Annotated in this window: 24 protein-coding genes; 19 read left to right on the top strand and 5 right to left on the bottom strand. The window is 65.2% G+C overall.

Annotation, left to right across the window (positions count from 1 at the left end):
- Positions 1-38: 38 nt before the first annotated feature.
- From ABB26_RS12915 to ABB26_RS12905, 3 genes are all read right to left on the bottom strand, one after another.
- Positions 39-920 (bottom strand): LysR family transcriptional regulator, encoded by an 882-nt coding sequence (locus ABB26_RS12915; protein WP_057634791.1) that lies wholly within the window; start codon positions 918-920, stop codon positions 39-41.
- A 117-nt stretch (positions 921-1037) separates the two neighbouring features.
- Positions 1038-3452 carry a sodium:solute symporter gene (locus tag ABB26_RS12910; protein WP_057634789.1) on the bottom strand — a complete coding sequence of 805 codons (2415 nt, stop codon included), beginning with the start codon at positions 3450-3452 and terminating at the stop codon, positions 1038-1040.
- Positions 3453-3509: 57 nt separating this feature from the next.
- Positions 3510-4367 (bottom strand): HpcH/HpaI aldolase/citrate lyase family protein, encoded by an 858-nt coding sequence (locus tag ABB26_RS12905; RefSeq protein ID WP_057634787.1) that lies wholly within the window; start codon positions 4365-4367, stop codon positions 3510-3512.
- Between the two features lie 305 nt (positions 4368-4672).
- Here ABB26_RS12905 and xth point away from each other — a divergent pair, with 305 nt between their 5' ends.
- A complete protein-coding gene (gene xth, locus ABB26_RS12900; protein ID WP_057634785.1) occupies positions 4673-5446 on the top strand; it encodes an exodeoxyribonuclease III in 774 nt (257 codons plus the stop codon).
- 54 nt (positions 5447-5500) lie between these two features.
- On the opposite strand, the gene ABB26_RS12895 is transcribed toward xth, so the two are convergent.
- Positions 5501-5755, bottom strand: a complete 255-nt coding sequence (locus ABB26_RS12895; RefSeq protein ID WP_057634783.1) for a GlsB/YeaQ/YmgE family stress response membrane protein — start codon at positions 5753-5755, stop codon at positions 5501-5503.
- Between the two features lie 101 nt (positions 5756-5856).
- Here ABB26_RS12895 and ABB26_RS12890 point away from each other — a divergent pair, with 101 nt between their 5' ends.
- The 7 genes from ABB26_RS12890 to ABB26_RS12860 all read left to right on the top strand — a co-directional run bounded on the left by ABB26_RS12890 (position 5857) and on the right by ABB26_RS12860 (position 11465).
- Positions 5857-6450 carry a 4'-phosphopantetheinyl transferase family protein gene (locus ABB26_RS12890; RefSeq protein ID WP_057634779.1) on the top strand — a complete coding sequence of 198 codons (594 nt, stop codon included), beginning with the start codon at positions 5857-5859 and terminating at the stop codon, positions 6448-6450.
- A 96-nt stretch (positions 6451-6546) separates the two neighbouring features.
- Positions 6547-7191 carry a 16S rRNA (guanine(527)-N(7))-methyltransferase RsmG gene (gene rsmG / locus ABB26_RS12885; RefSeq protein WP_057634777.1) on the top strand — a complete coding sequence of 215 codons (645 nt, stop codon included), beginning with the start codon at positions 6547-6549 and terminating at the stop codon, positions 7189-7191.
- A 489-nt stretch (positions 7192-7680) separates the two neighbouring features.
- Positions 7681-8478: a ParA family protein gene (locus tag ABB26_RS12880; protein WP_057634775.1), complete on the top strand. Its 798-nt coding sequence runs from the start codon at positions 7681-7683 to the stop codon at positions 8476-8478.
- The gene (locus ABB26_RS12875; RefSeq protein WP_057634773.1) at positions 8478-9392 is read left to right on the top strand and encodes a ParB/RepB/Spo0J family partition protein; all 915 of its coding nucleotides are present in this window, start codon (positions 8478-8480) and stop codon (positions 9390-9392) included. Before ABB26_RS12880 ends, ABB26_RS12875 begins: the two co-directional genes overlap by 1 nt.
- Before the next feature lie 32 nt (positions 9393-9424).
- On the top strand, positions 9425-9733 hold the full coding sequence (locus ABB26_RS12870) for a helix-hairpin-helix domain-containing protein (RefSeq protein WP_057634771.1): 309 nt from the start codon (positions 9425-9427) through the stop codon (positions 9731-9733).
- Positions 9734-9772: 39 nt separating this feature from the next.
- Entirely contained in the window at positions 9773-10489 is a 717-nt protein-coding gene (locus tag ABB26_RS12865; protein WP_057634768.1) for a suppressor of fused domain protein, read from the top strand.
- A 10-nt stretch (positions 10490-10499) separates the two neighbouring features.
- On the top strand, positions 10500-11465 hold the full coding sequence (locus ABB26_RS12860) for an SDR family NAD(P)-dependent oxidoreductase (protein WP_057634766.1): 966 nt from the start codon (positions 10500-10502) through the stop codon (positions 11463-11465).
- Positions 11466-11585: 120 nt separating this feature from the next.
- Here ABB26_RS12860 and ABB26_RS12855 read toward each other — a convergent pair whose 3' ends face one another.
- Positions 11586-13532: an LTA synthase family protein gene (locus tag ABB26_RS12855; protein ID WP_057634764.1), complete on the bottom strand. Its 1947-nt coding sequence runs from the start codon at positions 13530-13532 to the stop codon at positions 11586-11588.
- Positions 13533-14448: 916 nt separating this feature from the next.
- Between ABB26_RS12855 and ABB26_RS12850 the strand changes: the two genes are divergently transcribed.
- The 11 genes from ABB26_RS12850 (at position 14449) to rpmG (ending at position 25736) form a co-directional block, all read left to right on the top strand.
- Complete coding sequence (locus ABB26_RS12850) at positions 14449-15171, top strand: glycosyltransferase family 2 protein (protein WP_057634763.1); 723 nt, start codon at positions 14449-14451, stop codon at positions 15169-15171.
- 2 nt (positions 15172-15173) lie between these two features.
- The gene (locus ABB26_RS12845) at positions 15174-15509 is read left to right on the top strand and encodes a lipid-A-disaccharide synthase N-terminal domain-containing protein (RefSeq protein WP_057634761.1); all 336 of its coding nucleotides are present in this window, start codon (positions 15174-15176) and stop codon (positions 15507-15509) included.
- A gap of 106 nt (positions 15510-15615) precedes the next feature.
- Positions 15616-17400: a DUF885 domain-containing protein gene (locus ABB26_RS12840; RefSeq protein ID WP_057634946.1), complete on the top strand. Its 1785-nt coding sequence runs from the start codon at positions 15616-15618 to the stop codon at positions 17398-17400.
- Positions 17401-17615: 215 nt separating this feature from the next.
- Positions 17616-17999, top strand: coding sequence for a hypothetical protein (locus ABB26_RS12835; RefSeq protein ID WP_057634759.1), 384 nt, complete (start codon positions 17616-17618; stop codon positions 17997-17999).
- Between the two features lie 55 nt (positions 18000-18054).
- Positions 18055-19335 (top strand): TolC family protein, encoded by a 1281-nt coding sequence (locus ABB26_RS12830; RefSeq protein ID WP_057634757.1) that lies wholly within the window; start codon positions 18055-18057, stop codon positions 19333-19335.
- On the top strand, positions 19332-20306 hold the full coding sequence (locus ABB26_RS12825) for an efflux RND transporter periplasmic adaptor subunit (RefSeq protein ID WP_083490824.1): 975 nt from the start codon (positions 19332-19334) through the stop codon (positions 20304-20306). The genes ABB26_RS12830 and ABB26_RS12825 overlap by 4 nt, the downstream gene beginning before the upstream one ends.
- Positions 20307-20338: 32 nt before the next feature.
- Positions 20339-23503, top strand: a complete 3165-nt coding sequence (locus tag ABB26_RS12820) for an efflux RND transporter permease subunit (RefSeq protein ID WP_057634755.1) — start codon at positions 20339-20341, stop codon at positions 23501-23503.
- 208 nt (positions 23504-23711) lie between these two features.
- Positions 23712-24347, top strand: coding sequence for a cation efflux transmembrane domain-containing protein (locus ABB26_RS12815; RefSeq protein ID WP_057634752.1), 636 nt, complete (start codon positions 23712-23714; stop codon positions 24345-24347).
- Positions 24348-24416: 69 nt separating this feature from the next.
- Positions 24417-25109, top strand: coding sequence for a hypothetical protein (locus ABB26_RS19445; RefSeq protein ID WP_057634750.1), 693 nt, complete (start codon positions 24417-24419; stop codon positions 25107-25109).
- Between the two features lie 212 nt (positions 25110-25321).
- On the top strand, positions 25322-25558 hold the full coding sequence (gene rpmB, locus ABB26_RS12805) for a 50S ribosomal protein L28 (RefSeq protein ID WP_057505668.1): 237 nt from the start codon (positions 25322-25324) through the stop codon (positions 25556-25558).
- A gap of 10 nt (positions 25559-25568) precedes the next feature.
- Positions 25569-25736 (top strand): 50S ribosomal protein L33, encoded by a 168-nt coding sequence (rpmG, locus tag ABB26_RS12800; protein ID WP_211261969.1) that lies wholly within the window; start codon positions 25569-25571, stop codon positions 25734-25736.
- The last annotated feature ends 112 nt before the right edge of the window (positions 25737-25848 follow it).

The following is a 25848-nucleotide window of genomic DNA, read 5'->3' as shown; positions in this document are numbered from 1 at the left end:
CGTCGCTGGAATCTGTTCCAGCCAGCCGGAAACAGGCGTTATTGCGGCGCCTGCAACAACGCTGTGCGCGCTTCTTCCAACAGCACATTGACCTGGCGCAGGCGTACCGAAGCGCGCGACCAGACCATGCCGATGCGGCGCGGCTCACCCGGTTCGGGCAGCGGAATGCTCACCACCGACAGGCCTTCGGGCCATGGTTTTGCCCAATCGGGCACCAGCGACACGCCCAGCCCACGGTCGACCATCACCGCGATCGCGTTGAGCGCGTTCAGCTCAAACCGTTCGCGCGGCACGATGCCATTCGTGCGCAGATACTCATCGGCCTGGCGGCCGCCCCATTCGTGGCGGTCGTAGCGGATGAGCGGTTCTTCGCGCAGTAACTGGTGCGGGTCGCTGCCGGCCAGGCGTGCGGGCGCGAGCACCACCAGCGGTTCTTCGCGCAGCAGCTGCCAGTCGCAGGTCTTGGGCAGCGAGAACGGGGCCTGCAGCACCATCGCTGCATCCAGGTCGCCGCTTTCCACCGCGCCATACAGATCGGCTGAATAACCCGGCTTGATGAACACGTTGATCTCGGGGAACTTGGCCACCATCCGCGCCAGGATGTCGGGCAACAACCCGCCCAGTGCGGTGGGGCACGCGCCCAGGCGCAATTCGCCGGCCATGCCGCTTTCATTGGCCACGCTGCGCAGATCTGCGACGTTGCGCAGCAGGTCGCGGGCGCGCTGCAGGATGCGCGCGCCTTCTTCGGTGACGCTCACGGTGCGTCCGGCGCGGGCGATCAGCGGTGCGCCCAGCTCGCGTTCCAGCGTGCGGATCTGCTGTGCCACCGCTGCCGGGGTAATGTGCAGCGAGCGTGCGGCCGCTGCCATCGAGCCTCGATCCACGACGGTGACGAATGTATTGAGAAACTGGGTTTCCACGATTTGACCTCTTGAAACGCGCTCGATGCCACCGAAGTCAGGCGCCCGCTAGCCGCATGCGGGAGAGGGCGCCAAGGCGAAGCGGCCGATTTTACGGCCATCGCGCCCCTCGGGGTTTCACACCGCATCCTGCTTGTAGATCGTCAGGCCCTTCAGCGAGCGGGTCGGCGCCGGGAAGAACAGGCTGGCCACGTAGCCGATCACGATGCACAGCATGATCGAGATGGCCAGGTAGAAGTACGGGTGCACCAGGCTGAACCACCACGCCACGAAGGTGAGGACGATGGACGCGGCCACACCGATCGCCACACCCGGCGAGTTGGCGCGACGGGTGAACATGCCCAGCGTGTAGGCGCCGGCAAAGCCACCGCCGAGCAGGCCGGCCAGTTCGATGGAAACGTCGAACAGCGAGTGGATGTCATAACGCGACATGATCAGGGCCAGGCCGATCGCGGTCAGGCCGACCATCACGGTGGAGATCTCGGCGAACAACACGCTCCTGCGCGGGTTCGGGTTCTTGGCCAGGCGTTCGTAGAAATCCACCGAGATCAGCGTCGCCACGCTGTTCATGATGCTCGACAGCGTCGCCATGGCCGCGGCGAACACGCCGGCGATGATCAGGCCGGTGACACCCGGAGGCAGCTCGGCGGCGATGAACAGCGGGAAGGTCGCATCGATCGGCAGCAACGGGTCCAGGCGTTGCGGGTTGTTCTTGTAGAACACCCACAGCGCGGTGCCGATGCCGTAGAAGATGAAGCCACCCGGGATCATGATCGCCGCGAATGCCCAGATCGAACGCCCCGCTTCCTTGTCCGACTTGGTCGCCAGGGTGCGCTGCATCAGCACCTGGTCCTTCGGGAAGGTCAGCACCACGTCGAACACCACCAGGAAGATGAAGCCCCACACGGTGGCCTTGGTCAGGTCGAAGCTGAAATCGAACAGCTTGGTCTTGTCCTCCATCGCCGCGGTGGCGACGAATTCACCAAAGCCGCCCTTCAGCGTCCACACGATGAACAGGATGGCGAAGATCGCCCCGCCCATCTTCACGATGACCTGCACGAAGTCGGTCCAGATCACCGCCTTCATGCCCCCCATCGCGGTGTAGAGGATGGTGAACACGCCCATCATCATGATGCTCCACACCACGTTGATGCCGGTGATGGTGGCGATGGCCAGGGCGGGCAGGAACAGCACCACGCTCATGCGCGCGCCGATCTGCATGACGATGCACAGCGCGCTGGCGAGCATGCGGATGGCCGGGTGGAAGCGGGTTTCCAGGTAGGAGAACACGCTCATCAGGTCGAGCCGGCGCAGCAACGGCACGATCCATACCGCCACGAACATCAGGCCCACGACCGCGATCAGGTTGTTGGTCAGGTATTGCCAGTTGGTCTCGAACGCCTTGGCCGGAATGGCGATGAAGCTGATCGAGCTGGTGTTGGTGGCATACAGGCTGACACCGGCGGCCCAGAACGGAATGCTGCGGCCGCCGACGAAGAAGTCAGCGGTGCTGCCGCGCTTTTCGCGGAAGTAGAACCACGCGCCCATGCCCAGCATCGCTGCGAGGTAGACGATGATCACGGTCCAGTCCAGCCAGCCCAGCAGGTGCTTGCCGCTCTGCATCTCGAAGGTGTGGAAGCTGCCATCGGCGCCGACCCAGGCCAGGCCGTTGCCCCAGCTGGCGGTGGCGACCGGCGCATTGGCGACGGTGTCATCCAGGCTCGCCCAGGCGCTGGTAATGGTGTGGAAGGTGCGGGCGGTGACCACGCCCGATGCGTCACGCACCTGCATCAGCAGGTGGGCCTGGCCCAGCGAACGCATCGAGCCGGGCACCAGCGTGCCACCGATGCCCGGCACGGCCTGCCAGCCCTTTTCGGTGGTCCAGCGCCACAGCTGCTGGGTACCGGGCGTGGCGGCATCAACGACATACAACGCGCCCTTCTGCGCCTGCATCGCCGCCGGCGCGGTGTTGCTCGGCCACAGCGGCGCGGGCTGCCATTGCGCCGCATCGACAGGCTTGCGGTAGAGCTGGGGCTTGCCGGCGTCATCCACGCCTGCCACATACAACGTGTCACCCAGTGCGGTGAGCACGGCATCGGCCAAGGCTGTCGGCAGGGGCAGCGTGCGGCTGCTGACCAGCGCGTCACCCTTCAGGCTGACCTGTTCCAGGTGATCGCTGCGCCGTGCGTCGGCGCCCACCAGCAACCAGGTGGTGCTGTTGTTGCTGGAGCTGCCGTGGATGGCATTGCCCGTGAGCTTGCCCAGATCCAGCGGGCTCCAGGTCTTGCCGCCCTTGGCCAAGGTCCAGGCGTTGTCGCCGGTCAGTGCCAGCATGCGTCCGTCCACCGTCAACAGCTGTTGCGGCGGGGCATTGCCGGGCAGCGCCGGCAAGGTGCCGGTGGCGACCGAGTTCAGGCTCTCGGCTGAAGCCATGCCGCCCACTGCCAGCAAGGTGATGGCCACGAACAGGCGAAAGCCGAAGGTGAAGCGCTGCCTCAGGATGGCCGCTGTGTTGGCCGCAAGCTTGGACATGGGATGGACCCCGAAAAGAAAACAGATATGACGGCGGACCGTCACGGAACAGGAGGTTCAGGCGTGGGCCTGGCTGGTCCCGGCGAGAATGGCCTCGGCCCGCCGCAGGAACGGCAGGTCGATCATGCGGCCTTCAAACAGAAACGCACCGCGGCCCTGGTCACTGGCCTGATGCGCGGCGGCCACGATGCGTCGGGCCTCGTCGACCAGGGCCTCGGGCACGCTGAAGATCGCGTTGGCCAGCGCCACCTGGCGCGGATGGATGCAGCTCTTGCCGATGAAGCCCAGCTTCTGCGCCATCTCCGCTTCAATGCGGAAGCCATCGGCGTCGGCCACATCCGGCCAGGCGCCATCGCAGGCGAACACCCCGGCTTCGGCGGCGGCCATTTTCACCGCGAGCAAGGTGGCATGCACGTTCGCTGGGTCGCGGGCAATGCCGTTGGGCGCAAACAGGTCGCCCAGTCCCAGCTGCAGGCCGGCCACGCGCGGATGCGCGGCAGCCAGTTCGGCCGCCAGGCGCAGCCCGCGCGGGGTTTCGATGTTGATCAACAGGCCGATCGGGCGGCTGATGCCATTGGCGGCTTCGGCCTGTTCCAGCGCGGCGGCCACGTCATGCACCTGCGCCACGGATTCGATCTTGGGGATGTTGAGCAGCCACACGCCGGGCACGGCCATCGCGGCCAGGTCGGCGCTGAAATGCGGGCTGTCGGTGCCATTGGTACGCACGATGACCAGCTTGCCGCTGGCACTGATGTCGGTGCGGGCCAGGAAGTCGGCCACCTGTTCGCGAGCGGCCTGCTTGCCGGACTCGGGCACCGAATCTTCCAGATCGAAAGACAAGGCATCGGCCGGACTGGCCATGGCCTTGTCGAACAGCTCCGGACGCGCGCCGGGCACAAACAGCTTGCTACGCATGGCTTCCCCTCGTACTAAGGGGCAGTCTGCGCGAATCGAAACGCTGTAAAAGTGTATTCCCCGACATTCACGAGATAGTTTTTGTTGTGGTCTGCCGGGGGCTTTCGGTTGGTGCGGCGCAGCAAAAACTGAAGGTCTTCCTCCTCCCCCGCAGGCAGGGGAAGGTGCCCGGAGGGTGGAAGGGGGCATTGGGTCTTTGCATGTGCATTTGCCTTCAGGCCAAAGCCAGAGCACCCCTCCCCAACCCACGCCTTGGCCTTCAGCCAAAGGGGCGATCGCGCCACGCCCCGGCTAGAATCCACTGCATGAAAATCGCCTCGTGGAACGTCAACTCCCTCAACGTCCGCCTGCCGCACCTGGAACAGTGGCTGGCCGACTTTGCCCCCGACGTGGTCGGCATCCAGGAAACCAAGCTGGAGGACCACAAGTTCCCGGATACGCGCCTGCTCGAACTGGGCTACCGCAACGTGTTCGCCGGGCAGAAGACCTACAACGGCGTGGCGCTGCTGTCGCGCGATCCGATCGAGGACGTGCAGATCGGCATCCCGGGCTTCGAGGACGAGCAGAAGCGGGTGATCGCCGGCACCGTCAACGGCGTGCGCATCATCAATCTGTATGTGGTCAACGGCCAGGATGTGGGCACCGACAAGTACGCCTACAAGCTGCGCTGGCTGGCGGCGGTGCACGACTGGATCGCCGCCGAGCTGCAGAAGCACCCGCAACTGGTGGTGATGGGGGACTTCAACATCGCCCCGGACGCGCGCGATGTGTACGACCCGGCGGTCTGGGACGAGAACCACATCCTGACCTCCACCGCCGAACGCGGCGCGCTGCAGAAGCTGCTGGAGCTGGGCCTGCACGATGGCTTCCGCCTGCACAACGAAGACGGCGGCATTTTCAGCTGGTGGGATTACCGCGCGGCGGGCTTCCGTCGTGATCTGGGCCTGCGCATCGACCTGACCCTGGTGTCCGATGCACTCAAGCCGCGCGCGCTGGCATCGGGTATCGACCGCGAGCCGCGTACCTGGGAACGTCCCAGCGACCATGCCCCGGCGTGGGTACAACTGGCGCAGGGCTGAAACGAGCGTGCCCGGCCATTGCTGGCCGGGCACGGCGGATCACGGCGATCGATATCAGCGAACGCTTTTACGGGTGAACAGATTGACGATGGCCAGCAGGATCACCGCGCCCAGCAGCGATAGCAGGAACGAGCGCAGGGTGATGGCGCCATTGATGCTGCCGCCACTGAAAAGGAAGCCGGCGAGCATGGCACCCACGATGCCGACGACGACGTTCAGGATGATGCCCTGCTGCGCATCGCGGCGCATGATGAGGCTGGCCAGCCAGCCCACGACGCCACCGACGATCAACCAGATGATGATGCCCATGCGTGAATCTCCCTGCCTGAAAGCACCTCGGGCGGTGCGGTGGCTACAGTCAACGCGCCGGGCCGTGAACGCGGTGTTGATCCGGCGACAGGGTGTTCAGCATGACCGAGGCTGATCTGTCCACCTGGTGGTTCGACCCGGTACGGGTCTGGCTGTTGCCGCATACCCCCGGCACCCGAGGCGAGCCACAAGCCCGCGAACTGCTGGCCCAACAATTGGGCCACGCCCCGCAGTCACTGCCGCTGACCCGCGATGAGCGCAGCCGGCCGTGGCTGATTGGCGAGCTGTCTCATTTCGGCACCGGCTGGAGTCACAGTGGTGGTCATTTATTGGTGGCATTGGGCGAGGGCGCCCGCCTGGGCGTGGACCTGGAGCGGCAGCGTCCGCGCAAGCAGATGCGCGAGGTGATCCGCCGTTTCTTCCATCCCGAGGAGATCGCATGGCTGGACGGCCTGGACGAAGCCGGCTGCGAGCATTGGTTTTTCCGGGTGTGGTGCGCCAAGGAAGCCTTGCTGAAGGCGCACGGGCATGGAATTTCATTCGGCCTGGAAAAACTGCGCTTCGCCCCGGATGAGGCGGGGGCATTGCATCTGGTCTGGTGCGACCCGGGCCTGGGGGATGCGGCGCGTTGGCATCTGCATGAGTGGCAGGCCACCCCGGAGTTCCGCGCGGCGCTGGCGTGGTACCCGTTGTGATTGCCGGGTAACCGGAGCAGATGGCCTTGTTGCTTCATCTCTCTTTCGCCTGCGGGGGAGAGGGGCGGCCCGCCGACTCCTGCGATAATCCCCGCCATGAACGACACCACCCTTCCGCCTGAAGTCGCCACCGACCTGCACAACGGCCTGCAGGCCATGGGCCTGGACGTGGCCGCACTGGCCACGCCGCTGCTGGCTTACCTCACGCTGCTGGCGCGCTGGAACCGCACCTACAACCTCACCGCCATCCGCGATCCGCGCGAAATGGTCACCCGCCACCTGCTCGACTCGCTGGCCATGGTCCCGCACGTCGAATCCGGCACGCTGGCCGACCTCGGCACCGGCCCCGGGCTGCCCGGCATCCCGCTGGCCATCGCCCATCCCCAGCTGCACGTCACGCTGGTGGAGAGCAACGGCAAGAAAGCCCGCTTCCTGCGTGAAGCGGTGCGCCAGCTCGGCCTGGGCAACGCCCGCGTGGCCGAATCCCGCGCCGAAGCGCTGGACGAGCCCGGCGCGTTCGACAACCTCACCGCCCGCGCGATGGACACCCTGGCAGGCATCATCGAGGTCGGCGGCCACCTGCTGCGCCCCGGCGGCCAGCTGCTGGCGATGAAGGGCGTCTACCCGCACGAGGAAATCGCCCAGCTGCCGGCCGACTGGCAGGTGCTGGAGGTGCGTCCGCTGCAGGTTCCCGGCCTGGTCGGCGACCGCCATCTGGTCGTGGTCGAGCGCAAAGCCTGACCACGGCAGCAAACCGGCGGGAAAACCCGGCCGCTCGAACGCAGCAGCCGACCCCGCCGGCCAGTTCCAACAGTTCATCCCAGCGGTAGTGCCGAGCCATGCTCGGCAAGGGCCTCCCCAGCCAACCCCAGAAGCACGACTCTGCTCTATTCCCTTCTTTGGGCAGATCAAAGCGGAGGGTTGGAGAGGGGGCCTCTTCCCGCCAGCCGTCCAGCGAGCCGCCTCACCCAGGCCTTTGCTCACCGCCGGGCGGCGCCCGGTTCAGCCTTTCCCTTTGGCCAAAGGCCCAGCGGAGGGTTGGGGAGGGGAGTCACTCCCGCAACCCACCGGCAACGTTCCCGGCGAACAGCCAGCAAGCCACGCCCCGAAATCCAGCCAGTAAAAGGCCTTTCCCCGCCGCTGGGCGGCACCGGCGTGGACGCCGATTTCCGCCTTGGCGCTGGTACCCGCATAATGAACAGTCCAACTCCGCCTACGAGGCTCTCCTGCATGGCTCGCATCATCGCCATCGCCAACCAGAAAGGCGGCGTCGGCAAGACCACCACGGCCGTCAATCTGGCTGCTTCCCTTGCCGCCGCACCCAAGCGTGTGCTGCTGGTCGACCTGGATTCGCAGGGCAACGCGACCATGGGCAGTGGCGTGGACAAGCGTGAAGTCGCTGCCTCCACCTGCGACCTTCTGCTGGGCGAGAACACCGCTGCCGAAGTGCGTGTGCAGACCGCCGAGGGCTACGACCTGTTGCCCGGCAACATCGACCTGACCGCCGCCGAGATCCAGCTGATGGACCAGGGCGAACGCGAGCAGCGGCTCAAGCGCGCGCTGGCGCCGATCCGCGACGAATACGATTACATCCTCATCGACTGCCCACCGGCACTGTCGCTGCTGACGCTCAACGCGCTGGCCGCCGCTGATTCGGTGATCGTGCCGATGCAGTGCGAGTACTACGCGCTGGAAGGCCTGAGCGCGCTGGTGCAGACCATCGATGCGCTGAAGATCAACCTGAACCCGGCGCTGGAAATCGAAGGCGTGCTGCGCACCATGTTCGATGTGCGCAACAACCTGGCCAACGCCGTGTCGGCGCAGCTCACCGAATATTTCGGCGACCGCGTGTTCCGCACCATCGTGCCGCGCAACGTGCGCCTGGCCGAGGCGCCCAGCCATGGCCAGAGCATCGTCGGCTATGACCGCACCTCGCGCGGCGGCGTGGCCTACCTGGGCCTGGCCGGCGAGATCATCCGCCGTCACAACGAACGCAAGCAGCCCTCCCGGGCCGTGGAGGCTGTCTGATGAGTAGCGCCAAGAAGCGCGGCCTGGGCCGCGGCCTGGATGCCTTGCTGGGCCCGAAGGGTTCGATGACGCAGGTGTCGGTGGCCGCCGTGGCCGAGCCGCAGCCGGGCGAGGTGCTGCGCAAGCTGCCCGTGGACCAGCTGCAGCCGGGCAAGTACCAGCCGCGTCGCGACATGGACGAAGGCAAGCTGGCGGAACTGGCCGAGTCGATCAAGGCGCAGGGCATCATCCAGCCGATCCTGGTACGCCAGATCGAGGGCGGCAAGTACGAAATCATTGCCGGTGAACGGCGCTGGCGTGCTTCGCGCCTGGCCGGGCTGGACGTCGTGCCGGCCGTGGTGCGCGAGCTGGAAGACCGCACCGTCATCGCGATGGCGCTGATCGAGAACATCCAGCGCGAAGACCTCAACCCGCTGGAAGAAGCCGAAGCCCTGGCGCGGCTGGTCAGCGAGTTCACCCTGACCCATGCCGAAGCGGCGCAGGCCGTGGGCCGCTCGCGTGCCTCGGTGTCCAACCTGCTGCGTTTGATCGACCTGCCCATCGGCGTGCGCGTGCTGCTGGAAACCCGCCGCCTGGAGATGGGCCATGCCCGCGCGCTGCTGACGCTGGCGCCGGAACTGGCCACCAAGCTGGCCGAAGAAGCCGCCGACGAGGGCTGGTCGGTGCGTGAAGTCGAACACCGTGCCCAGCAGTTCGCTGCCGGCAAGGTGCCCGGTGCACGCAAGGCCAAGCCGTTGCCGACCGCGCCGCAGGCCGATATCGCATCGCTGGAAACCGAGCTGTCTGAATCGCTCGGCACCAAGGTGGCCATCAGCCACGGCCGTGGCGGCAAGGGCAAGCTGGTCATTCATTACACCGATCTGGATACGCTGGAAGGCGTGCTTGAGCGGCTTCGCACTCGTCAGCAAGGCTGACGTTTCATTCTCCCTGAGGTGCCTGCAAGTCAATGAACCCCACCAAGGTCGACCGCAACCATCTGTTGCGTCTGACCGACCTGCCGAATGTCGGGCCGGCCTGTGAGAAAGATCTCCGTCTGATTGGAATCCGTGTCCCGGCGCATCTGCGTGGGCGCGATCCCTACGACATGTACGCCCAGCTGTGTCTGAAGACCGGCGTGGTGCACGACCCCTGCGTGATCGATGTGTTTCTGTCCATCGTCCGCTTCATGGGCGGCGAAGCGCCGCAACCGTGGTGGGCGTTCAGCAAGGAACGCAAGGACACCCTGGCCAAGGAAAAGCCGCTCACCCTGTGGTGAGGTACCGCGGTGGTTCGTGGCCCCGAACCGGAGCAAGCAATGCGCAACCGAAACGACGAGATGAGCCCCGGCGGTAGCGCCATCGTGCTGCATGAGCCGCCGACTGATTTCACGCCGGCACGCGGCCAATCGAGTATCGGCGAGATCAGCACGCACATCGAGCACCACCTCGGGCCGATCGCGAACGTTTTCCACGAGCTCATCTCCGACGCCGTGCATCTCGACGTACACGTGGTGATGCCGACGGCGGACTGCCCGAACATCCGGCTGGTGACGTCCGGCATGAGCGATCTGCCGATGACGCTGGGCGAAGGCGTCGAAGCCTCCCCTTACCTTGAGCTGATGTTGACACTGCCGGCCGATTGGCCGCTGCAGCAGGAGCAGTTGCAGGACGAGCGCAACTATTGGCCGATCCGTCTGCTCAAGACCCTGGCGCGGTTCCCGCACAAGTACGGTACCTGGCTGGGCCTGGGTCACACGGTGCCCAATGGCGACCCCGCCGAGCCTTATGCGCCGGGCGTGGGATTTGATGGTGCGATTCTTTTGCTGGCCCTGTCGGCGCCCGACGCGTTCGACGAACTGCAGGTCAGCGACGGTAGAACGATCGAGTTTCTTTCCGTGGTGCCGTTGTATCCGGAAGAAATGGCATTGAAGCTGAGTCACGGTACCGATGCGCTGATCGATCTGCTCAGTGACAACGACATTGGTGATGTCATCGAGCCGGGGCGCAGCAACCCGGCCGTGGCGGTTTTCTAGGAATTTTCGGATGACCATTCTCGTCACCGGCGCGGCCGGTTTCATTGGTGCCTACACCTGCCAGGCGTTGGCCGCGCGCGGTGAGCGTGTGGTCGGGCTGGACAACTACAACGACTACTACGACCCGCAGCTCAAGCGCGACCGCGTGGCTGCGCTGTGCCCGCAGGTGGATATCCGCGCGCTGGATATCACCGACCGCGAGGGCCTGGCTGCGTTGTTCGACGAGCTCCAGCCGACGCGGGTGATCCACCTGGCCGCGCAGGCCGGCGTGCGTTATTCGCTGGAAAATCCGCACGCCTACGTCGAAAGCAACCTGGCCGGCTTCGTCAACATGCTGGAGCTGTGCCGCCATCGTGGCGCGCAGCATCTGGTGTATGCCTCCAGCAGTTCGGTCTATGGCGATTCGGCCACGCCGCCGTTCTCCGAAGAGCAACGCGTGGACCAGCCGCGCTCGTTGTATGCAGCGACCAAGGCCGCCAACGAGTTGATGGCTCACACCTATGCGCAGTTGTATGGCCTGCATGCCACGGGCCTGCGCTTCTTCACCGTGTATGGCCCGTGGGGCCGACCGGACATGGCTCCGCTGCTGTTCTCGCGTGCGGTGCTGGCCGGGCGCAGCATCGATGTGTTCAACGATGGCCACATGCGCCGCGACTTCACGCATGTTTCCGACATCGTGGCCGGCATTCTCGGCGCGCTGTCGCACCCCAGTGGCGAGGCCACGCCGCACCAGCTGTTCAATCTGGGCAACCACACCCCGGTGGAGCTGGAACACTTCATCGACGTGATCGCCTCGGCCGCGGGGCGCCCTGCGCAGAAGATCTACAAGCCGATGCAGCCGGGCGACATGGTGCAGACCATGGCTGATACCACGCGGGCGAAGGCTGCATTTGGCTACGAGCCACGCACGCCCATCGAAGTGGGTTTGCCGCCAGTGGTGGCGTGGTGTCGCGATTACTTTGGTGCGGGTGCCTGATCGTTCTGGCGTTGGCTTCGTTCTGGAATTTCTACGCATCATTCCTCCGCAGGCGGGAATGACGCGCGAGTACAAAGGCAACAGCAACAGTCCGAGCCGTTGCTGCAGCGCCGACACCGACTACTTCTCGGTCGCCGCCGAGCCTACGGGGGCAACCGCCGCCGTTTGCGGCTGCAGATGACGGTCTGGCAACGCGTAACGCTGCTGGGTATAGGCCCAGCTGGGCCACAGCGCATGGGCCAGCGCCAGTTTGGCCAGTGCAGGATCCACGGTGGTTGACGTCAGCGTCTCGCCGTCGCGCTGGTAACGGAACTGCTCGGCGGGCTGTTGTGGCTGCAGTACCAGCAGCTGGTCGCCCTGCAGATACCCGTGGTTGTCGCCGTACTGCATGATCGCGCGGTCAGGGTGGCCTCGGGTCAGGTCCACGCCCAGCATCGGGTGCGCACTGCTGATGCCGATCAACGACAGCAGCGTGGGCGGCAGATCGATCTGGCTCACGATGTGTTCGTCGCGCTGCACCGGCACGCCCGGCCCGAGAATCAGCGCAGGAATGTGGAAGTGCCGCACCGGAACGAGGCTGGCACCAAACACACGCGAATCATGGTCGGCAACCACCAGGAAAACGGTGTTTTCCCAATAGGGGGATTGTTTGGCGCGGGCGAAAAACTGCCCAAGCGACCAGTCCGCATAACGGGCGGTGTTTTCCACGCTGGCGGCCGGATGGCTGGGCTGGATGCGCCCGGCCGGGTATTCCCACGGCGAGTGATTGGAGACGCTGAACGCCATGGTGAAGCGGGGCTGGCCGTCGTCCTGCATCAGGCGGTGATGCAGCTCGTTGAACATGTCCTCATCGGACGCGCCCCACGAGCCGACGAAGCCGGGCTTCACTTCAAAACGGGGCCGATCGATCACTTCGTCGAAACCATTGCCGAGGAAGAACGACTTCATGTTGTCGAAGTGCGCCTCGCCGCCGTAGAGGAAGCGCGAGCGGTAGCCGAACTCGCCGAGCAGGTCGGCCAGGGTGAAAAAGCCGCTCTGGCTGCGCGGAAGTTTCAGCACGGCTTCGGCCGGCGTAGGCAGAAAGCCGGTGCTGAGCGCTTCCAGCCCGCGTACCGAGCGGGTGCCGGTGGCATAGGCGCGGGCCAGCAGCCAGCCATCCTTGGCCAGTGCATCAAACTGCGGTGACAGCGGTTGCCCGCCCAGCGTGCCGATGTACTGCGCGCCCAGGCTCTCCTCGACGATCACCACGAGGTTCAATGGCCTGGCCGGCGTCGCCGTGGCCTGCTGCAGGTGCATGCTGGGATGCGAGGGGTCCAGCATTGGCCCTTCCATCCCGGCGGCACTGCGCACGAGCTGGTGCATGTCCGCCTCCGGCATCGTGCCGTAGACCTGCGCGGCCGAGCGCTCGTTGGTCATGCCGCGGATGGCGTGAATGACGTTGTAGAGGGAATTCAGCGGCAGCGCATTGACCATGGCATCGTCGCTGAACGCTACTTTCGAGGCATTCAACGGGCGATGCTCCAGCGTGCCGCGTGCGGCCAGGAACAGCACCACGAAGGCGACCGCGGTGACAACCACGCGGAGCCAGGGCTTCAACGAAACCGCATCACGTTGCGCGCGCAGCCAACGGAACCCGGCCCAGCCCAGCACGGCCAGACCCAGCAGGGCCAGCAGCAGCACGCCCTTGTAGCCGTGCCACAGCATCGCCGAGACCTCCTGCGGGCTGTTGAGGTATTCCACGTAAAGCCGGTTGGGGCGGGTGTCGTATTCGAGCAGGAACTGCGGGGTGGACACCTCCAGCAACACGAACAGCAACCACCACAGCCGGTACCACCAGCCGGTGATGCACGTGGGCCATTGCCGGTGGCCCAGCCACGGCGACAGCAACGCCGGCACGGCGCAGACCATGGCCAGCAGGCTCAGATCGATACGCCAGCCACCCAGCAGAATTGGCCACAGCCCACCGGCCGGTTGCACCCGCGACCACAACCACAACGACAACCCCACACGGCACAGGGTCAGGAAAACCAGGGTGAGCAGCAGGAAACGCCAGGTGAGCTTGCGCAAGGTTGAGTCCGTCGTTGGGTGGCAGAACACGCCGGGTGGCCTGCCATCGTCCCCGCGAGTGAACCTGCGGGGAGACCGTCATGGGCGTTGCATGACGCGAAAATCTTATCCTGAATGCGAGCCGCGATGGCAGTGCCCGTCGTCAACGGTGACGCGACCTTCCCGCGGAAGCAGAACTGCCTGATGCGGTCCCTTCTCCCATTCCCGGCGTGAAGGCATGCGGCCTGTGCGTTGCTGGCCCATGGATGGCGGAGCGCTGCGTCTATCGCAACCCCCAAGCGGGTAGTTCACCGGGCCGGATCTGGGCGCCTCCCCGCTGCCGCACCGTGCCCCGGCCACGGGCTGGCGCAGGGGCATTCGACGGGCAGCTCAAGATCGACGCGGACCAGGTTCGTCCGAACAGCTTGCAGTCCCGTACGCGGGGGAATCAGCGGGCCCGGTATTTCAGGTGCTGCTGCAAGCGCCCGGCGGAGGCAGGGAAGGATCGGTTGGCCATCCTGGTGGCAAGCTGAAAGCCGCTTCCCACGGGCTTGGCGAACAAGCGCCGGTTGTGCGGGGACCAACGCGCCCGGTAGCCAGTGTGCGGTGCCTTTGCACATGTTTCTGACATCAGGCTCAGTAGCCTTGGCAAGCTGTTGTACCCAGCATCGAGACCAGTGCACCCGTGTGCTGCCTCGACATCCATCCCCCGGTGGAACGGGAACACTTCATCGACGTGACCGCCGCTGCTCTGGAGTGACATGGCTCATGCCATTACTGCTTGCAGCGCGGCACCGTCGATCGAAGCGAGCCTGTCATCGAGGGTAGGGTGTGGCGCTACGGCTGTTTTTGATCATGCGCCTGAAATCACGTTCCGCTACGTTGTGCCCAGGAATTGCGTGGTTCTTTTTCCCCTGCACTGCAAACGGATCCAACGATGAACCAACCCCTCCTTTCGGTGGTTGTCCCCGTCTTCAACGAGCGCGACAACGTCGCGCCCCTGGTCAATGAAATCACCGCCGCGCTGCGTGGGCGGTTGTCCTTCGAGATCGTCTATGTGGACGACAACTCCCGCGACGATACCCTGCAGGTACTGCAGGCGCTGAAGCGGGACAATCCCGAGCTGCGGGTGCTGCACCATGTGCAGCAGAGCGGCCAGAGCACGGCGGTGCGCACGGGGGTAAAAGCCGCGCGCGCAGCGTGGATCGCCACGCTCGATGGCGATGGCCAGAACGATCCTGCCGACATCCCCAAGCTTCTGACCGCGCGCGTCGCCGCGGAGTACCAGGTCAAGCTGTTCGCCGGGTGGCGCGTCAATCGGCAGGACAGCGGCTCCAAGCGTTGGGCCAGCAAGTGGGCCAATGCCATCCGCGCACGCATGCTGCGCGATGACACGCCCGACACCGGTTGCGGCATCAAGCTGTTCGAGCGCGAGGCCTTTCTCGACCTGCCGTACTTCGACCACATGCACCGTTACCTGCCGGCGCTGATGCAACGCGCCGGCTGGAAGACGGTGAGCGTGCCGGTCAACCATCGCCATCGCACTGCCGGCGTGTCCAAGTACAACAACCTGGGCCGCGCGCTGGTCGGCATCCGCGACCTGCGTGGCGTGGCCTGGTTGATCGTCCGCAGCAAGCGCACGGCGGTGGAGGAAGTCTGAGCATGGATTTCATGAACCAACCGCTGGTGTGGCTGGAGTGGACCGGCGTGCACATGTCGCCGTGGAAGCTGATTGGCCTGACCGGTGCGCTGATGTTTGGTGGCCGCTGGCTGGTGCAGTTTGTTGCCTCGCGCCGCGCCGGCAAGCCGGTCATCCCGCGGCTGTTCTGGTACATGAGTGTGCTGGGCAGCCTGATGACGCTGAGCTACTTCGTGTTCTCGGCCAAGCAGGATGCGGTGGGCGTGATCCAGAACCTGTTCCCGGCCTTCACTGCCTTGTACAGCCTGCGCCTGGATATCCGGCACCGTGGCTGGAAGCGCGACCGGGCCGAGTATTGACGCGGGGGCGATTCCGGCGGATTTGCTGCCTGATTCGGTCTAGGTCGGCCAACAGGTTCAATGCGATGATCAGGATGAATCGTTGTTCATCCGGGGAATCCTGATCGTGAAATCGTCGTTGACCGCTGCATTGCTGCTTGCCCTTGGCCTGAGTGCCACTCCTGCTTTCGCTGCCAGGACCGCTGCCCCGGCCACATTGGCGGTGCAGAACGCCGACGCGCAGTTCAAGGCGATCTATGAAAAGGAGTGGGCCTGGCGCCAGACTGGCGGTGGTGAGGCCAGTGAGGACAGCGACGCCCCGGCCAACGCGACCACGCTGCCGGATGTGAGCGCAGCGGCGCACCAGGCGCGCCTGAAAGTATGGGACGACGTCCTCGCGCAACTTGAGGCCATCGACCCGGCGAGCTTGTCGGCCGAAGCCCAGATCAACTACGCCATCTATAAATACCAGGTCGAGAATCTGGCCGACGAAGTCCGCCAACGGACCTACGAAATGCCGTTCAACTCGGACTCCTCGTTCTGGTCGAACCTCAGTTTCATGGCCCGGCGCGAGATGAAGAGCGCTGCCGATTACCGCAATTACATCGCCCGCTTGAATGATGTGCCGCGTTACTTCGATCAGCAGATGGTCAACATGCGTGCTGGCCTGGCGCGTGGTTTCAGCGTGCCGCGTGCGGTGCTGGAAGGCCGTGACGTTTCCATCTCGACGGTGGCCGAACTCAAGGACCCGACCGAATCACCGCTGTACGAGCCGCTGAAGAAGCTGCCGTCCAGCATTCCGGCGGCAGAACAGCAGAAGCTGCAGGCCGACGCCCGCCAGGCCATCAGCGGCAGCGTGGTGCCGGCCTTCGGCAAGCTGTTGACGTTCTATCGCCAGGAGTATGTGCCGCAGTCACGCACCACCCTGGCCGCCGAAAAGATGCCGGGTGGCAAGGAGTTCTACAGCCAGCAGATCCGCGAATACACCACGCTGGACCTGAGCCCGCAGGAAATCCACGCCATCGGTCTGAGTGAGGTCAACCGCATCCAGCGTGAGATGAACACCATCATCGACAAGGTGGGTTTCACCGGAAAGAGCCCGCAGACCCGCTTTGCCGATTTCCTGGAGTTCCTGCGCACCGACCCGCAGTTCTACGCCAAGACCCCGGATGAACTGTTGTGGCGCGCGGCGTGGATCTCCAAGCGCGTGGACGGCGTGATCGGCAAGTACATGACCTTGCCGCGTGCCCGCTTCACCATCGTGCCGGTACCGCCGGACATCGCCCCGTTCTGGACCGCCGGCCGTGGCGGCATGGGCACCTACTGGCTCAACACCTACAACCTGCCGGCGCGCCCGCTGTACAACCTGCCGGCACTCACCCTGCATGAGTCGGATCCGGGCCATGCCCTGCAGGGCGCGCTCGCCGCCGAGCAGGGTGACCAGCCGGATTTCCGACGCTACAACTACATTTCCGCCTACGGTGAAGGCTGGGGCCTTTACACCGAAAAGCTCGGCGTGGAGATGGGTATCTATCAGACGCCCTACGAGGACTTCGGCCGCCTGACCTATGAAATGTGGCGTGCCGCGCGCCTGGTCATCGATACCGGCGTGCACCACTACGGCTGGGATCGTGAGCGTGCCATTGCCTACCTGCGCGACCACACCGCGTTGAGCGAACACGAAGTCACCACCGAAGTGGACCGCTACATTTCCTGGCCGGCACAGGCGCTGAGCTACAAACTGGGCGAGATCACCATCGTCAAGCTGCGTGCCCAGGCCGAGAAGGAACTGGGCGACAAGTTCGACATCAAGGGCTTCCACGACACCGTGCTCAAGCTCGGCTCGGTACCGCTGCCGGTGCTGGAGCAGCAGATCAACGCCTACATCGCACAGCGCAAGGGCGCCAAGTAAGACAGAAGCAAAGGCGCCCTCATCCGGCGCTGCGCGCCACCTTCTCCCGCACGCGGGAGAAGGACGTCAGCGCTGCGATTGCAGGCATTGCTCCAGCTTGCGACCAACCCTTCCCTTCTCCCGCGTGCGGGAGAAGGTGCCCGTAGGGCGGATGAGGGCGGCTTTCTGAACCCTGCGATTGTGTAACGGCCCCCACCACCGCTAGGCTGCGCAGCATGCCGCGTTCCCTGCGCCACCGCCGTCTCTACCTGCTGCGCCTGCTGATGCTGGCGCTGGTCGGCATGGGCGTGTTCGGTACCTCGCTGGCGTCGGCATTGACCGATATCCACATGCTGTCGCACACCGACATCGGTGCCGATGTGCATGAGCACGATGACGCCGCACTGGCGGTCGCACCCGATGCCGAAGATGCGGCCAATGCCCTGCTGCATGCCTTGGTGCATTGCGTGGACTGCCATGGTCACGGCGGCGTGCTGCCGTTGTTCGCACCGGCCTGGCAGTTGTCACCGCCGCCGATCCAGCACACCCGCGTCGCCTTGACGCCGCAGTTGGCTTCGCAGCCCGCCGAGAGTCTGTTCCGCCCCCCGATAGCCGCCTGACGTCCCGGCCAGTGGCCGGTTGCCCACGTCTGTACCTGCTATCTGGAGATTCCCCATGTGGATGCGCCTGGCGGCGATTGCCGCTTTTGCGCTGGTTCCGCGCGTGCACGCGCAGGAACCTGTGCCCGCTGTACCGTTGACCCTCGATGCGGCCATCGCCCGCGTCGCCCTTGATCACCCCGACCTGCAGCTGGTCGACGCGCAGCGTCCGGTGCTTGAAGCACGTCGCGACGCGGCATCGCTGCGCCCGCCGCTGCAGGTGGGCGTCGATGTCGAGAACCTGCTCGGCAGCGGCGACAACCGCGGCCTGCAGGGCCTGGAAACCACGGTAAGCCTGTCCGGCGTGCTGGAGCGCGGGGGCAAGCTTGACGCGCGCCGCTTGCTGGCCCAGTCCAACCTCGATGCGCTGGCGCCGCAGCGTGCCACGGCGCGTCTGGATCTGCTGGCCGAAGCCGCACGCCGCTACCTCGAAGTTGCCCGTGCGCAGTCCGCGCTGGATATCGCGATGACCGATATCGAGCAGCGACGCCGTGCGGTCAATGCCGCGCGCCTGCGGCTGCAGGCGGGTGCATCGCCCGAATCGGTGCTGTTCACCGCGCAGGCAATGCTGGCGCAGGCCGAACTGGACCGCGACCGCGCCACCCAGGAGGCGGCATCGGCACGTCTCGCCCTGGCAGCGCTGTGGGGAGCACGCCAGGCTGGCTTCAGCGCGGTCAGCGGCGATGCCCTGCAGCTGCCGGCCGCCCGCGATTTCGAGGTGCTGGCCGAGGAACTGCAACGTGCACCGGAACTGGCCGAACTGCTCGGCGAGCAGCGCATCCGCGAAGCTCAGCTGCAGCTGGCCCGTACCGCCGCCAAGCCGGACTGGAACTGGCAGGCGGGCGTGCGCAACAGCCGTGCTGACAGCTCCACGTCGCTGGTCGGTGGTTTCAGCATTCCTCTGGGCAGTGCCCGTCGCGCGGCACCGGAGATCCGCGAGGCTGAAAGCAGTCTCGCGTTGCTGCCGTATGAGCGGAAAGCGCGTCAGCAGCAGCTGTATGCCACGTTGGCTGAAGCGCACGGCCGCTATGCCGGTGCGCGATTGGAAGTAGAGCGGATGAAGCGCGACGTGCTGCCGCAGCTGCAGAAGGCCGAGCGTGCCGCCGAGCAGGCATGGCGCGCCGGTGCCGCCAGCTATATGGAGTGGGCCCAGCTGCAGGCCATGCGCATCGAGGCGCGTCAGCGCCAGCTCGATTCCGCCATCGCCGCGCATACAGCCCTGATCGAAATCCAGCGTCTCACCGGCCAGTCGATGCTTGCCGAAGACGCCCCCATTGCCGTGGAGAACGCACGATGAGCCGCACCACTTTCATTTCCTCCATGGCGTTGCTGCTGTTGGTGTTGTCGTTGAGTGCCTGTGGCGGCAAGCCCGATACGGTCGCGCCTGCGCCGGCTGAAGAAGCCGGCCATGACGAAGCCGGCCATTCTCACGAAGAAGGTGAGGAAGAGGCCGAAAGCACGACCATCAAGGCCGCGATGGCGCAGCAGGCCGGCATCGTCAGTGCACCGGTGCAGGCCGGTACCATCGCCGACGAGCACGAAGTACAGGGTCTGCTGACGCCGGTCGATGGCCGTGTGGCACAGGTGATGGCACGCTTCCCGGGGCCGATCCGCACGTTGCGCGCCAACGTGGGTGATCGTGTGCGGGCCGGGCAGCCGCTGGCCAGCATCGACAGCAATCTCAGCCTCAGCACCTACAGCGTCAGCGCGCCGATCAGTGGCGTGGTGTTGTCGCGACAGGCGCAGGTGGGCGCCGTGGCGGGTGAAGGCACGCCATTGTTTGAAATCGGTGACCTGTCCGAATTGTGGGTGGACCTGCACATCTTCGGCGCCGATACCCAGCACATCACCGCTGGCGTGCCGGTCACCGTGACCCGCATGACCGATGGCGTCAGCCAGGGCACCACGCTGGAGCGCGTGTTGCCCGGTACCGCCACCGCCAGCCAGAGCACCATCGCCCGCGCCAGCGTGCGCAATGACGACGGTCTGTGGCGGCCCGGCGCGGCGGTGAAGGCACGCATCGTGGTGGCCATGCAGCCGGCCGACATGGTGGTGCCGCTGTCCGCATTGCAGACCCTGGAAGGGCGCGAGGTGGTGTTCGTGCGCGATGGTGATAAATACACTGCGCGGCCCGTGACGCTGGGCGCGCGCGATGCCACCAAGGTGGAAGTCAAGCAAGGCCTGCGCGTCGGCGAACAGGTCGTCGTCGAGCAGAGTTACGTGGTCAAGGCCGATATCGGCAAAGCGGGGGCCGCGCATGAACATTGATTGCCGCCGCCTCACTCAGGGAGGGCCGGACCATGCTTGAGCGCATCATCCGCGCGGCCATCGCGCATCGCTGGTTGATGATGGCGTTGACCTTGGCGTTGGTCGCCATCGGCAGCTGGAGCTTCACCCGCCTGTCGATCGACGCCACGCCGGACATCACCAACGTCCAGGTCCAGATCAATACCGCCGCCGAAGGCTACTCACCGCTGGAGGCCGAACAGCGCATCACCTATCCGGTGGAAACGGTGATGGCCGGCCTGCCGAAACTCGAGCAGGTGCGCTCGCTGTCGCGCTACGGTCTGTCGCAGGTGACCGTGGTGTTCAAGGACGGCACCGACCTGTATTTCGCCCGCCAACAGGTGGCCGAACGCCTGCAGCAGGTGAAGTCGCAGCTGCCCGAAGGGCTAGATCCGCAGTTGGGGCCGATCGCCACCGGCCTGGGCGAGATCTTCATGTACACCATTGACGCCGACCCCAAGGCGCGCAAGCCGGACGGCACGGCCTACACCGCCACCGACCTGCGCACGCTGCAGGACTGGGTGGTGCGACCGCAGCTGCGCAACGTCCCGGGCGTCACCGAAGTCAACACGATCGGTGGTTACCAGCGGCAGATCCACATCACCCCGGACCCGGCCAAGCTGCGCGCGCTGGGCTTCACGCTCGACGACGTGGCTGAAGCGGTGGAAGGCAACAACCAGAACGTTGGCGCCGGCTATATCGAACGCAATGGCCAGCAGTTCCTGGTGCGTGTGCCGGGGCAGGTGAGCGGCGTGGAGGAGATCGGCAACATCGTGCTGGCCCGTCGCGAAGGCGTGCCGATCCACGTGCACGACGTTGCTGAGGTCGCCGAAGGCCCGGAGCTGCGCAGCGGCGCCGCCACCCAGAACGGCCACGAAGTGGTGATGGGCACGGTGGTGATGCTGGTCGGCGCCAACAGCCGCGATGTGGCGCAGGCTGCTGCTGCCAAGCTGGAGCAGGCACAACGCAGCCTGCCTGAAGGGGTCACCGTCACCGCCAGCTACGACCGCACCGCACTGGTGGACCGCACCATCCAGACCGTCGCCAAGAACCTGCTGGAAGGCGCGTTGCTGGTGATCGTGGTGCTGTTCCTGCTGCTGGGCAACTTCCGCGCTGCCTTGATCACCGCTGCGGTGATTCCGCTGGCGATGCTGTTCACCCTGACCGGCATGGCGCGCGGTGGCGTGTCGGCCAACCTGATGAGTTTGGGTGCGTTGGACTTCGGTCTGATCGTCGATGGCGCGGTGATCATCATCGAGAACTGTCTGCGCCGCTTTGGTGAGCGCACGCATGCATTGGGCCGTGCAATGACGCGCGAGGAGCGTTTCAGCGAAACCGCCAGTGCCACCGCGGAAGTGATCCGCCCCAGCTTGTTCGGTTTGGGCATCATCACCGCCGTGTACCTGCCGATCTTCGCGCTCACCGGCGTTGAAGGAAAAATGTTCCACCCGATGGCGATCACCGTGGTGCTGGCATTGACCGGCGCGATGCTGTTGGCGTTGACCTTCGTGCCGGCGGCGATTGCGCTGTTCCTCGGCGGCCGGGTGGAGGAGAAGGAAAACCGCTTGATGGCGTGGCTGCGTGCACGCTACGAGCCGTTGCTGGATCACGTATTGCGACATGGACGTTGGGCGGTGGCAGGTGCAGCCGTGCTGGTGGTCGTCTGTGGCCTGCTCGCCACGCGCCTTGGCAGCGAGTTCGTACCGAACCTGGACGAAGGCGACGTGGCGATGCACGCCATGCGTATTCCCGGCACCAGCCTGACCCAGTCGGTGACCATGCAGAAGCAGGTGGAGCTGCGCTTGATGCAGCTGCCGGAGGTGGTCAAGGTGTTCTCGAAGATCGGCACGCCGGAGGTTGCATCGGACCCGATGCCGCCGTCGGTGGCGGACACCTTCATCATGATGAAGCCGCGCAAGGAATGGCCGGATCCACGCAAGCCCCGCGTGCAGTTGTTGGCCGAATTGGAAGCGGCCGTGGAAGAGCTGCCGGGCAACAACTACGAGTTCACCCAGCCGATCCAGATGCGCATGAACGAGTTGATCTCGGGGGTGCGTGCGGATGTGGCGGTGATGCTGTTTGGCGATGACATGGAGACGCTGGCGCAGGTCGGTCAACGCATCGCCGATGTCGCCTCCAAGGTGCCGGGAGCGGCGGACGTGCGGTTGGAGGAAACCAGCGGACTGCCGTTGTTGACCATCACGCCCAATCGCAGCGCGCTGGCCGGCTACGGGCTCAATCCGGGTCAGCTGCAATCCACCGTTTCCACCGCCGTGGGTGGACGCGTGGCAGGGCAGTTGTTCGAGGGCGACCGTCGCTTCGACATCGTCGTCCGGTTGCCGGAAACACTGCGCCAGGACCCGGCCGCATTGGCCGACCTGCCGGTGTCGCTGGAGCCTGCGCTGGCACAGAACAGCGCCGATGAATCCAGTCGCGTGGGCGATTGGCGCAGTGGTGACGCGCGCACCGTGCCGTTGCGTGAGCTGGCGCGCATCGAAAGCAGTGAAGGGCCGAACCAGATCAATCGCGACAACGGCAAACGCCGCATCGTGGTCACGGCCAACGTGCGTGACCGTGACCTCGGCAGTTTCGTGACCGAGTTGCAGGCTGCGGTGGATGCGCAGGTGAAGGTACCGCCGGGTTATTGGGTGGAATATGGCGGCAGCTTCGAGCAGCTGATCTCGGCCAGCCAGCGTTTGGCGATCGTGGTGCCGGTGACCTTGGTGCTGATCTTCGCGTTGCTGTTCTGGGCGTTTGGTTCGGGCAAGGACGCGGCCATCGTGTTCAGCGGCGTGCCGCTGGCGTTGACCGGTGGCGTGCTGGCCTTGGCGGCGCGTGGCATTCCCCTGTCGATCTCGGCCGGCGTGGGCTTCATCGCGCTGTCCGGCGTGGCGGTGCTCAATGGACTGGTGATGATCAGCTTCGTGCGGCATCTGCGTGAGCAGGGGCGCACCTTGGATGTGGCGGTGCGCGAAGGTGCATTGGGTCGTCTGCGCCCGGTGTTGATGACCGCCTTGGTGGCATCACTGGGCTTCGTGCCGATGGCCTTCAACGTCGGTGCCGGCTCGGAAGTGCAGCGTCCCCTAGCCACCGTGGTGATCGGCGGCATCGTCTCCTCGACGCTGCTGACCTTGCTGCTGTTGCCGGTGTTGTACCGCTGGTTGCACCGCAGGAGCTGAGCGCACGCAGGCCTGCTTTGATCCCCTCTCCCGCTAGCGGGAGAGGGGTTGGGGTGAGGGGCGCTCTTGGCTCGCAATGCACCGGGAGCACGAAACACGCCGGATGCGCAGCGCTTACTAAGCGCCACGGAACCCAAAGGACCTACAACCTCCTGCAAACGATCCGCTTCAGCGCGACAATAGCCGCGACGAAAAACTTGAGTCCCCCATGAGCGACTGTTGCGGTTGCGGCAAAACCCTTGAAGTCGAGCGCATGCAGGCCCGACAGCGCCGTGTGCTCTACCAGGTGCTGGCGATCAACCTGGTCACGTTCGTGATGATGGTGCTCGCGGCCTGGCACAGCGGTTCGGCGTCATTGTTGTCTGGCAGCCTGGACAACCTCGGTGACGCACTTACCTATGCCCTGAGCATCGCGGTGGTAGGCGCCAGCCTTGCCGCCAAGGCGCGCGTGGCGATGCTCAAAGCGGTGTTCATCCTATGCGCCGCCATCGCGGTGGCGGTGGGCATTGGCTGGAAGCTGGCCCATCCGCACCTGCCGCTGTTCGAGAGCATGGGCATCGCAGCACTGCTGAATCTGGCGGCCAATCTGCTGTGCCTGCGCTTGCTGTGGCCCTACCGGCAGGGCGACATCAACCTGGCCTCGGCCTGGGCGTGTTCACTGAATGATGTGTACGAAGGCGGCGCGGTGATCCTGGCCGCGGTGGCGGTCTGGGCATTCGGCGCCGGTTGGCCGGATCTGCTGATCGGCGTGGCCTTGCTGCTGCTGTTCCTGCGCTCGGCCTGGCGCGTGGCCCGCGCCGCTTGGCGCGAGCTTCAGCTGAACAAGATTGCGCACGCCCCGTAGTCGCTCACGACTTGATGCTTGCCGTGCCCAGCTTCTAGAGTCGGAGCGGCACATTCAGGGAGAACGGCCATGAAGGCACGGCATGTTGTTCTGGCAGCGGGGCTGATGGCGGTGTTCAGTGGCAACGTTGCGGCCGAAGACACCGACATCTACATCGAATTCCTTTGGTCCAAGCCTCCGGCTGATTCGCTTGCCCGGCAGCAGACCCGGCAGTTTGTCACCGAGGGCGGGCATGACCATCAAATCTGCGTCGCCGCCAATGCCAAACCCACCGAGGTAGGCGGGTTGCAGCTTGAGCTGCTCGACGCGCAGGGCAAGCGTGTATCGCTGCAGCAACATGCCGATTACCAAGGTGCCAAGCGCTGCTATCGCGCTGATCTGGGCAAGGATGGCGCGCCGGGTGACTGGACGGTGCGCGTCGTGCTCGGTGATGGCCGCGAGCATTCGGCACAGATCCGGGTCGATCCCCGTATCGAGGATTCGCCGCAATATCGGGATCTATCGGCCCCTTATGTGGCCGGGCGGCCCAACTACGACGCCTCGATCCCGGCAGAACAGTGGGTTGGCCGGTTGGTCTGGGCGATGGACGTGGACCCGCAGGGCAAGGTCACCCATGTGGACGTCGAGGTGGCCGAGGGTGTGGGTGAACGGCTGCGTGAACGGGCCATCGCAGCCGGTTACATGAGCCTGTTTCCGCCCGACCCGGCACGCGCCACGACCCCGCTGCGCTGGCGGCGCACCCTGTCATTCGCCGCTGAATGAGCCCTCCGAGGGCCAGGATTTGCACTGAGGGCCGGTCGCTTGCATAATTGCCGGCTCGCTGTGTCCGGAATTCTCCGGATCGGTGGCCGGGAACACGTCATTCGGCCCACCCTCGACAGCGTAACCCTTTGATTCCCATGACGCGTGGCGGGTAACCGCCGGGGCCGCCGTCTTCCTGGCTAAGGAAGTCATCAACATTACCGAGGTGCGCAATGTCCCGCGTATGCCAAGTTTCCGGCAAGGGAGTGCAGACGGGTAACAACGTCTCGCACGCCAACAACAAGACCCGTCGTCGTTTCCTGCCGAACCTGCACGAGCGCCGTTTCTGGGTTGCCAGCGAGAACCGCTGGGTCAAGCTTCGTGTTTCCGCGCATGCACTGCGCACCATCGACAAGAACGGCATTGATTCCGTTCTGGCTGAGCTGCGTGCGCGCGGCGAAAAGGTCTGAGGAGTAGACAATCATGGCAGGCAAGCGCGATAAGGTCCGTATGATTTCGACCGCTGGTACCGGTCACTTCTACACGACCGACAAGAACAAGAAGAACACCCCGGGGAAGATGGAATTCTCCAAGTACGATCCGGTTGTGCGCAAGCACGTCCTCTACAAGGAAGGCAAGATCAAGTAATCCGCCCGCGGATTGTTTGGCTTGCCGTATCGCTCAGAACCCGCCGAAAGGCGGGTTTTGTGTTTCAGCGGTGTGAAAAAGCAGCGGCGCATCGCCCATGAGCACATGCGCC

It is taken from the genome of Stenotrophomonas humi (genome assembly GCF_001431415.1).
Taxonomy (GTDB): Bacteria; Pseudomonadota; Gammaproteobacteria; order Xanthomonadales; family Xanthomonadaceae; genus Stenotrophomonas; species Stenotrophomonas humi.
Note: the sequence above shows the minus strand (reverse complement) of the source record. Positions and strands in the feature narration are given on the sequence as shown.

Bases quoted from the DNA above. Each gene is read 5' to 3' on its own strand.
- ABB26_RS12910 (WP_057634789.1), bottom strand. From the start codon at position 3,452: ATGTCCAAGCTTGCGGCCAACACAGCGGCCATCCTGAGGCAGCGCTTC.
- ABB26_RS12905 (WP_057634787.1), bottom strand. From the start codon at position 4,367: ATGCGTAGCAAGCTGTTTGTGCCCGGCGCGCGTCCGGAGCTGTTCGAC.
- xth (WP_057634785.1), top strand. From the start codon at position 4,673: ATGAAAATCGCCTCGTGGAACGTCAACTCCCTCAACGTCCGCCTGCCG.
- ABB26_RS12895 (WP_057634783.1), bottom strand. From the start codon at position 5,755: ATGGGCATCATCATCTGGTTGATCGTCGGTGGCGTCGTGGGCTGGCTG.
- ABB26_RS12890 (WP_057634779.1), top strand. From the start codon at position 5,857: ATGACCGAGGCTGATCTGTCCACCTGGTGGTTCGACCCGGTACGGGTC.
- rsmG (WP_057634777.1), top strand. From the start codon at position 6,547: ATGAACGACACCACCCTTCCGCCTGAAGTCGCCACCGACCTGCACAAC.
- ABB26_RS12880 (WP_057634775.1), top strand. From the start codon at position 7,681: ATGGCTCGCATCATCGCCATCGCCAACCAGAAAGGCGGCGTCGGCAAG.
- ABB26_RS12875 (WP_057634773.1), top strand. From the start codon at position 8,478: ATGAGTAGCGCCAAGAAGCGCGGCCTGGGCCGCGGCCTGGATGCCTTG.
- ABB26_RS12870 (WP_057634771.1), top strand. From the start codon at position 9,425: ATGAACCCCACCAAGGTCGACCGCAACCATCTGTTGCGTCTGACCGAC.
- ABB26_RS12865 (WP_057634768.1), top strand. From the start codon at position 9,773: ATGCGCAACCGAAACGACGAGATGAGCCCCGGCGGTAGCGCCATCGTG.
- ABB26_RS12860 (WP_057634766.1), top strand. From the start codon at position 10,500: ATGACCATTCTCGTCACCGGCGCGGCCGGTTTCATTGGTGCCTACACC.
- ABB26_RS12850 (WP_057634763.1), top strand. From the start codon at position 14,449: ATGAACCAACCCCTCCTTTCGGTGGTTGTCCCCGTCTTCAACGAGCGC.
- ABB26_RS12845 (WP_057634761.1), top strand. From the start codon at position 15,174: ATGGATTTCATGAACCAACCGCTGGTGTGGCTGGAGTGGACCGGCGTG.
- ABB26_RS12835 (WP_057634759.1), top strand. From the start codon at position 17,616: ATGCCGCGTTCCCTGCGCCACCGCCGTCTCTACCTGCTGCGCCTGCTG.
- ABB26_RS12830 (WP_057634757.1), top strand. From the start codon at position 18,055: ATGTGGATGCGCCTGGCGGCGATTGCCGCTTTTGCGCTGGTTCCGCGC.
- ABB26_RS12825 (WP_083490824.1), top strand. From the start codon at position 19,332: ATGAGCCGCACCACTTTCATTTCCTCCATGGCGTTGCTGCTGTTGGTG.
- ABB26_RS12820 (WP_057634755.1), top strand. From the start codon at position 20,339: ATGCTTGAGCGCATCATCCGCGCGGCCATCGCGCATCGCTGGTTGATG.
- ABB26_RS12815 (WP_057634752.1), top strand. From the start codon at position 23,712: ATGAGCGACTGTTGCGGTTGCGGCAAAACCCTTGAAGTCGAGCGCATG.
- ABB26_RS19445 (WP_057634750.1), top strand. From the start codon at position 24,417: ATGAAGGCACGGCATGTTGTTCTGGCAGCGGGGCTGATGGCGGTGTTC.
- rpmB (WP_057505668.1), top strand. From the start codon at position 25,322: ATGTCCCGCGTATGCCAAGTTTCCGGCAAGGGAGTGCAGACGGGTAAC.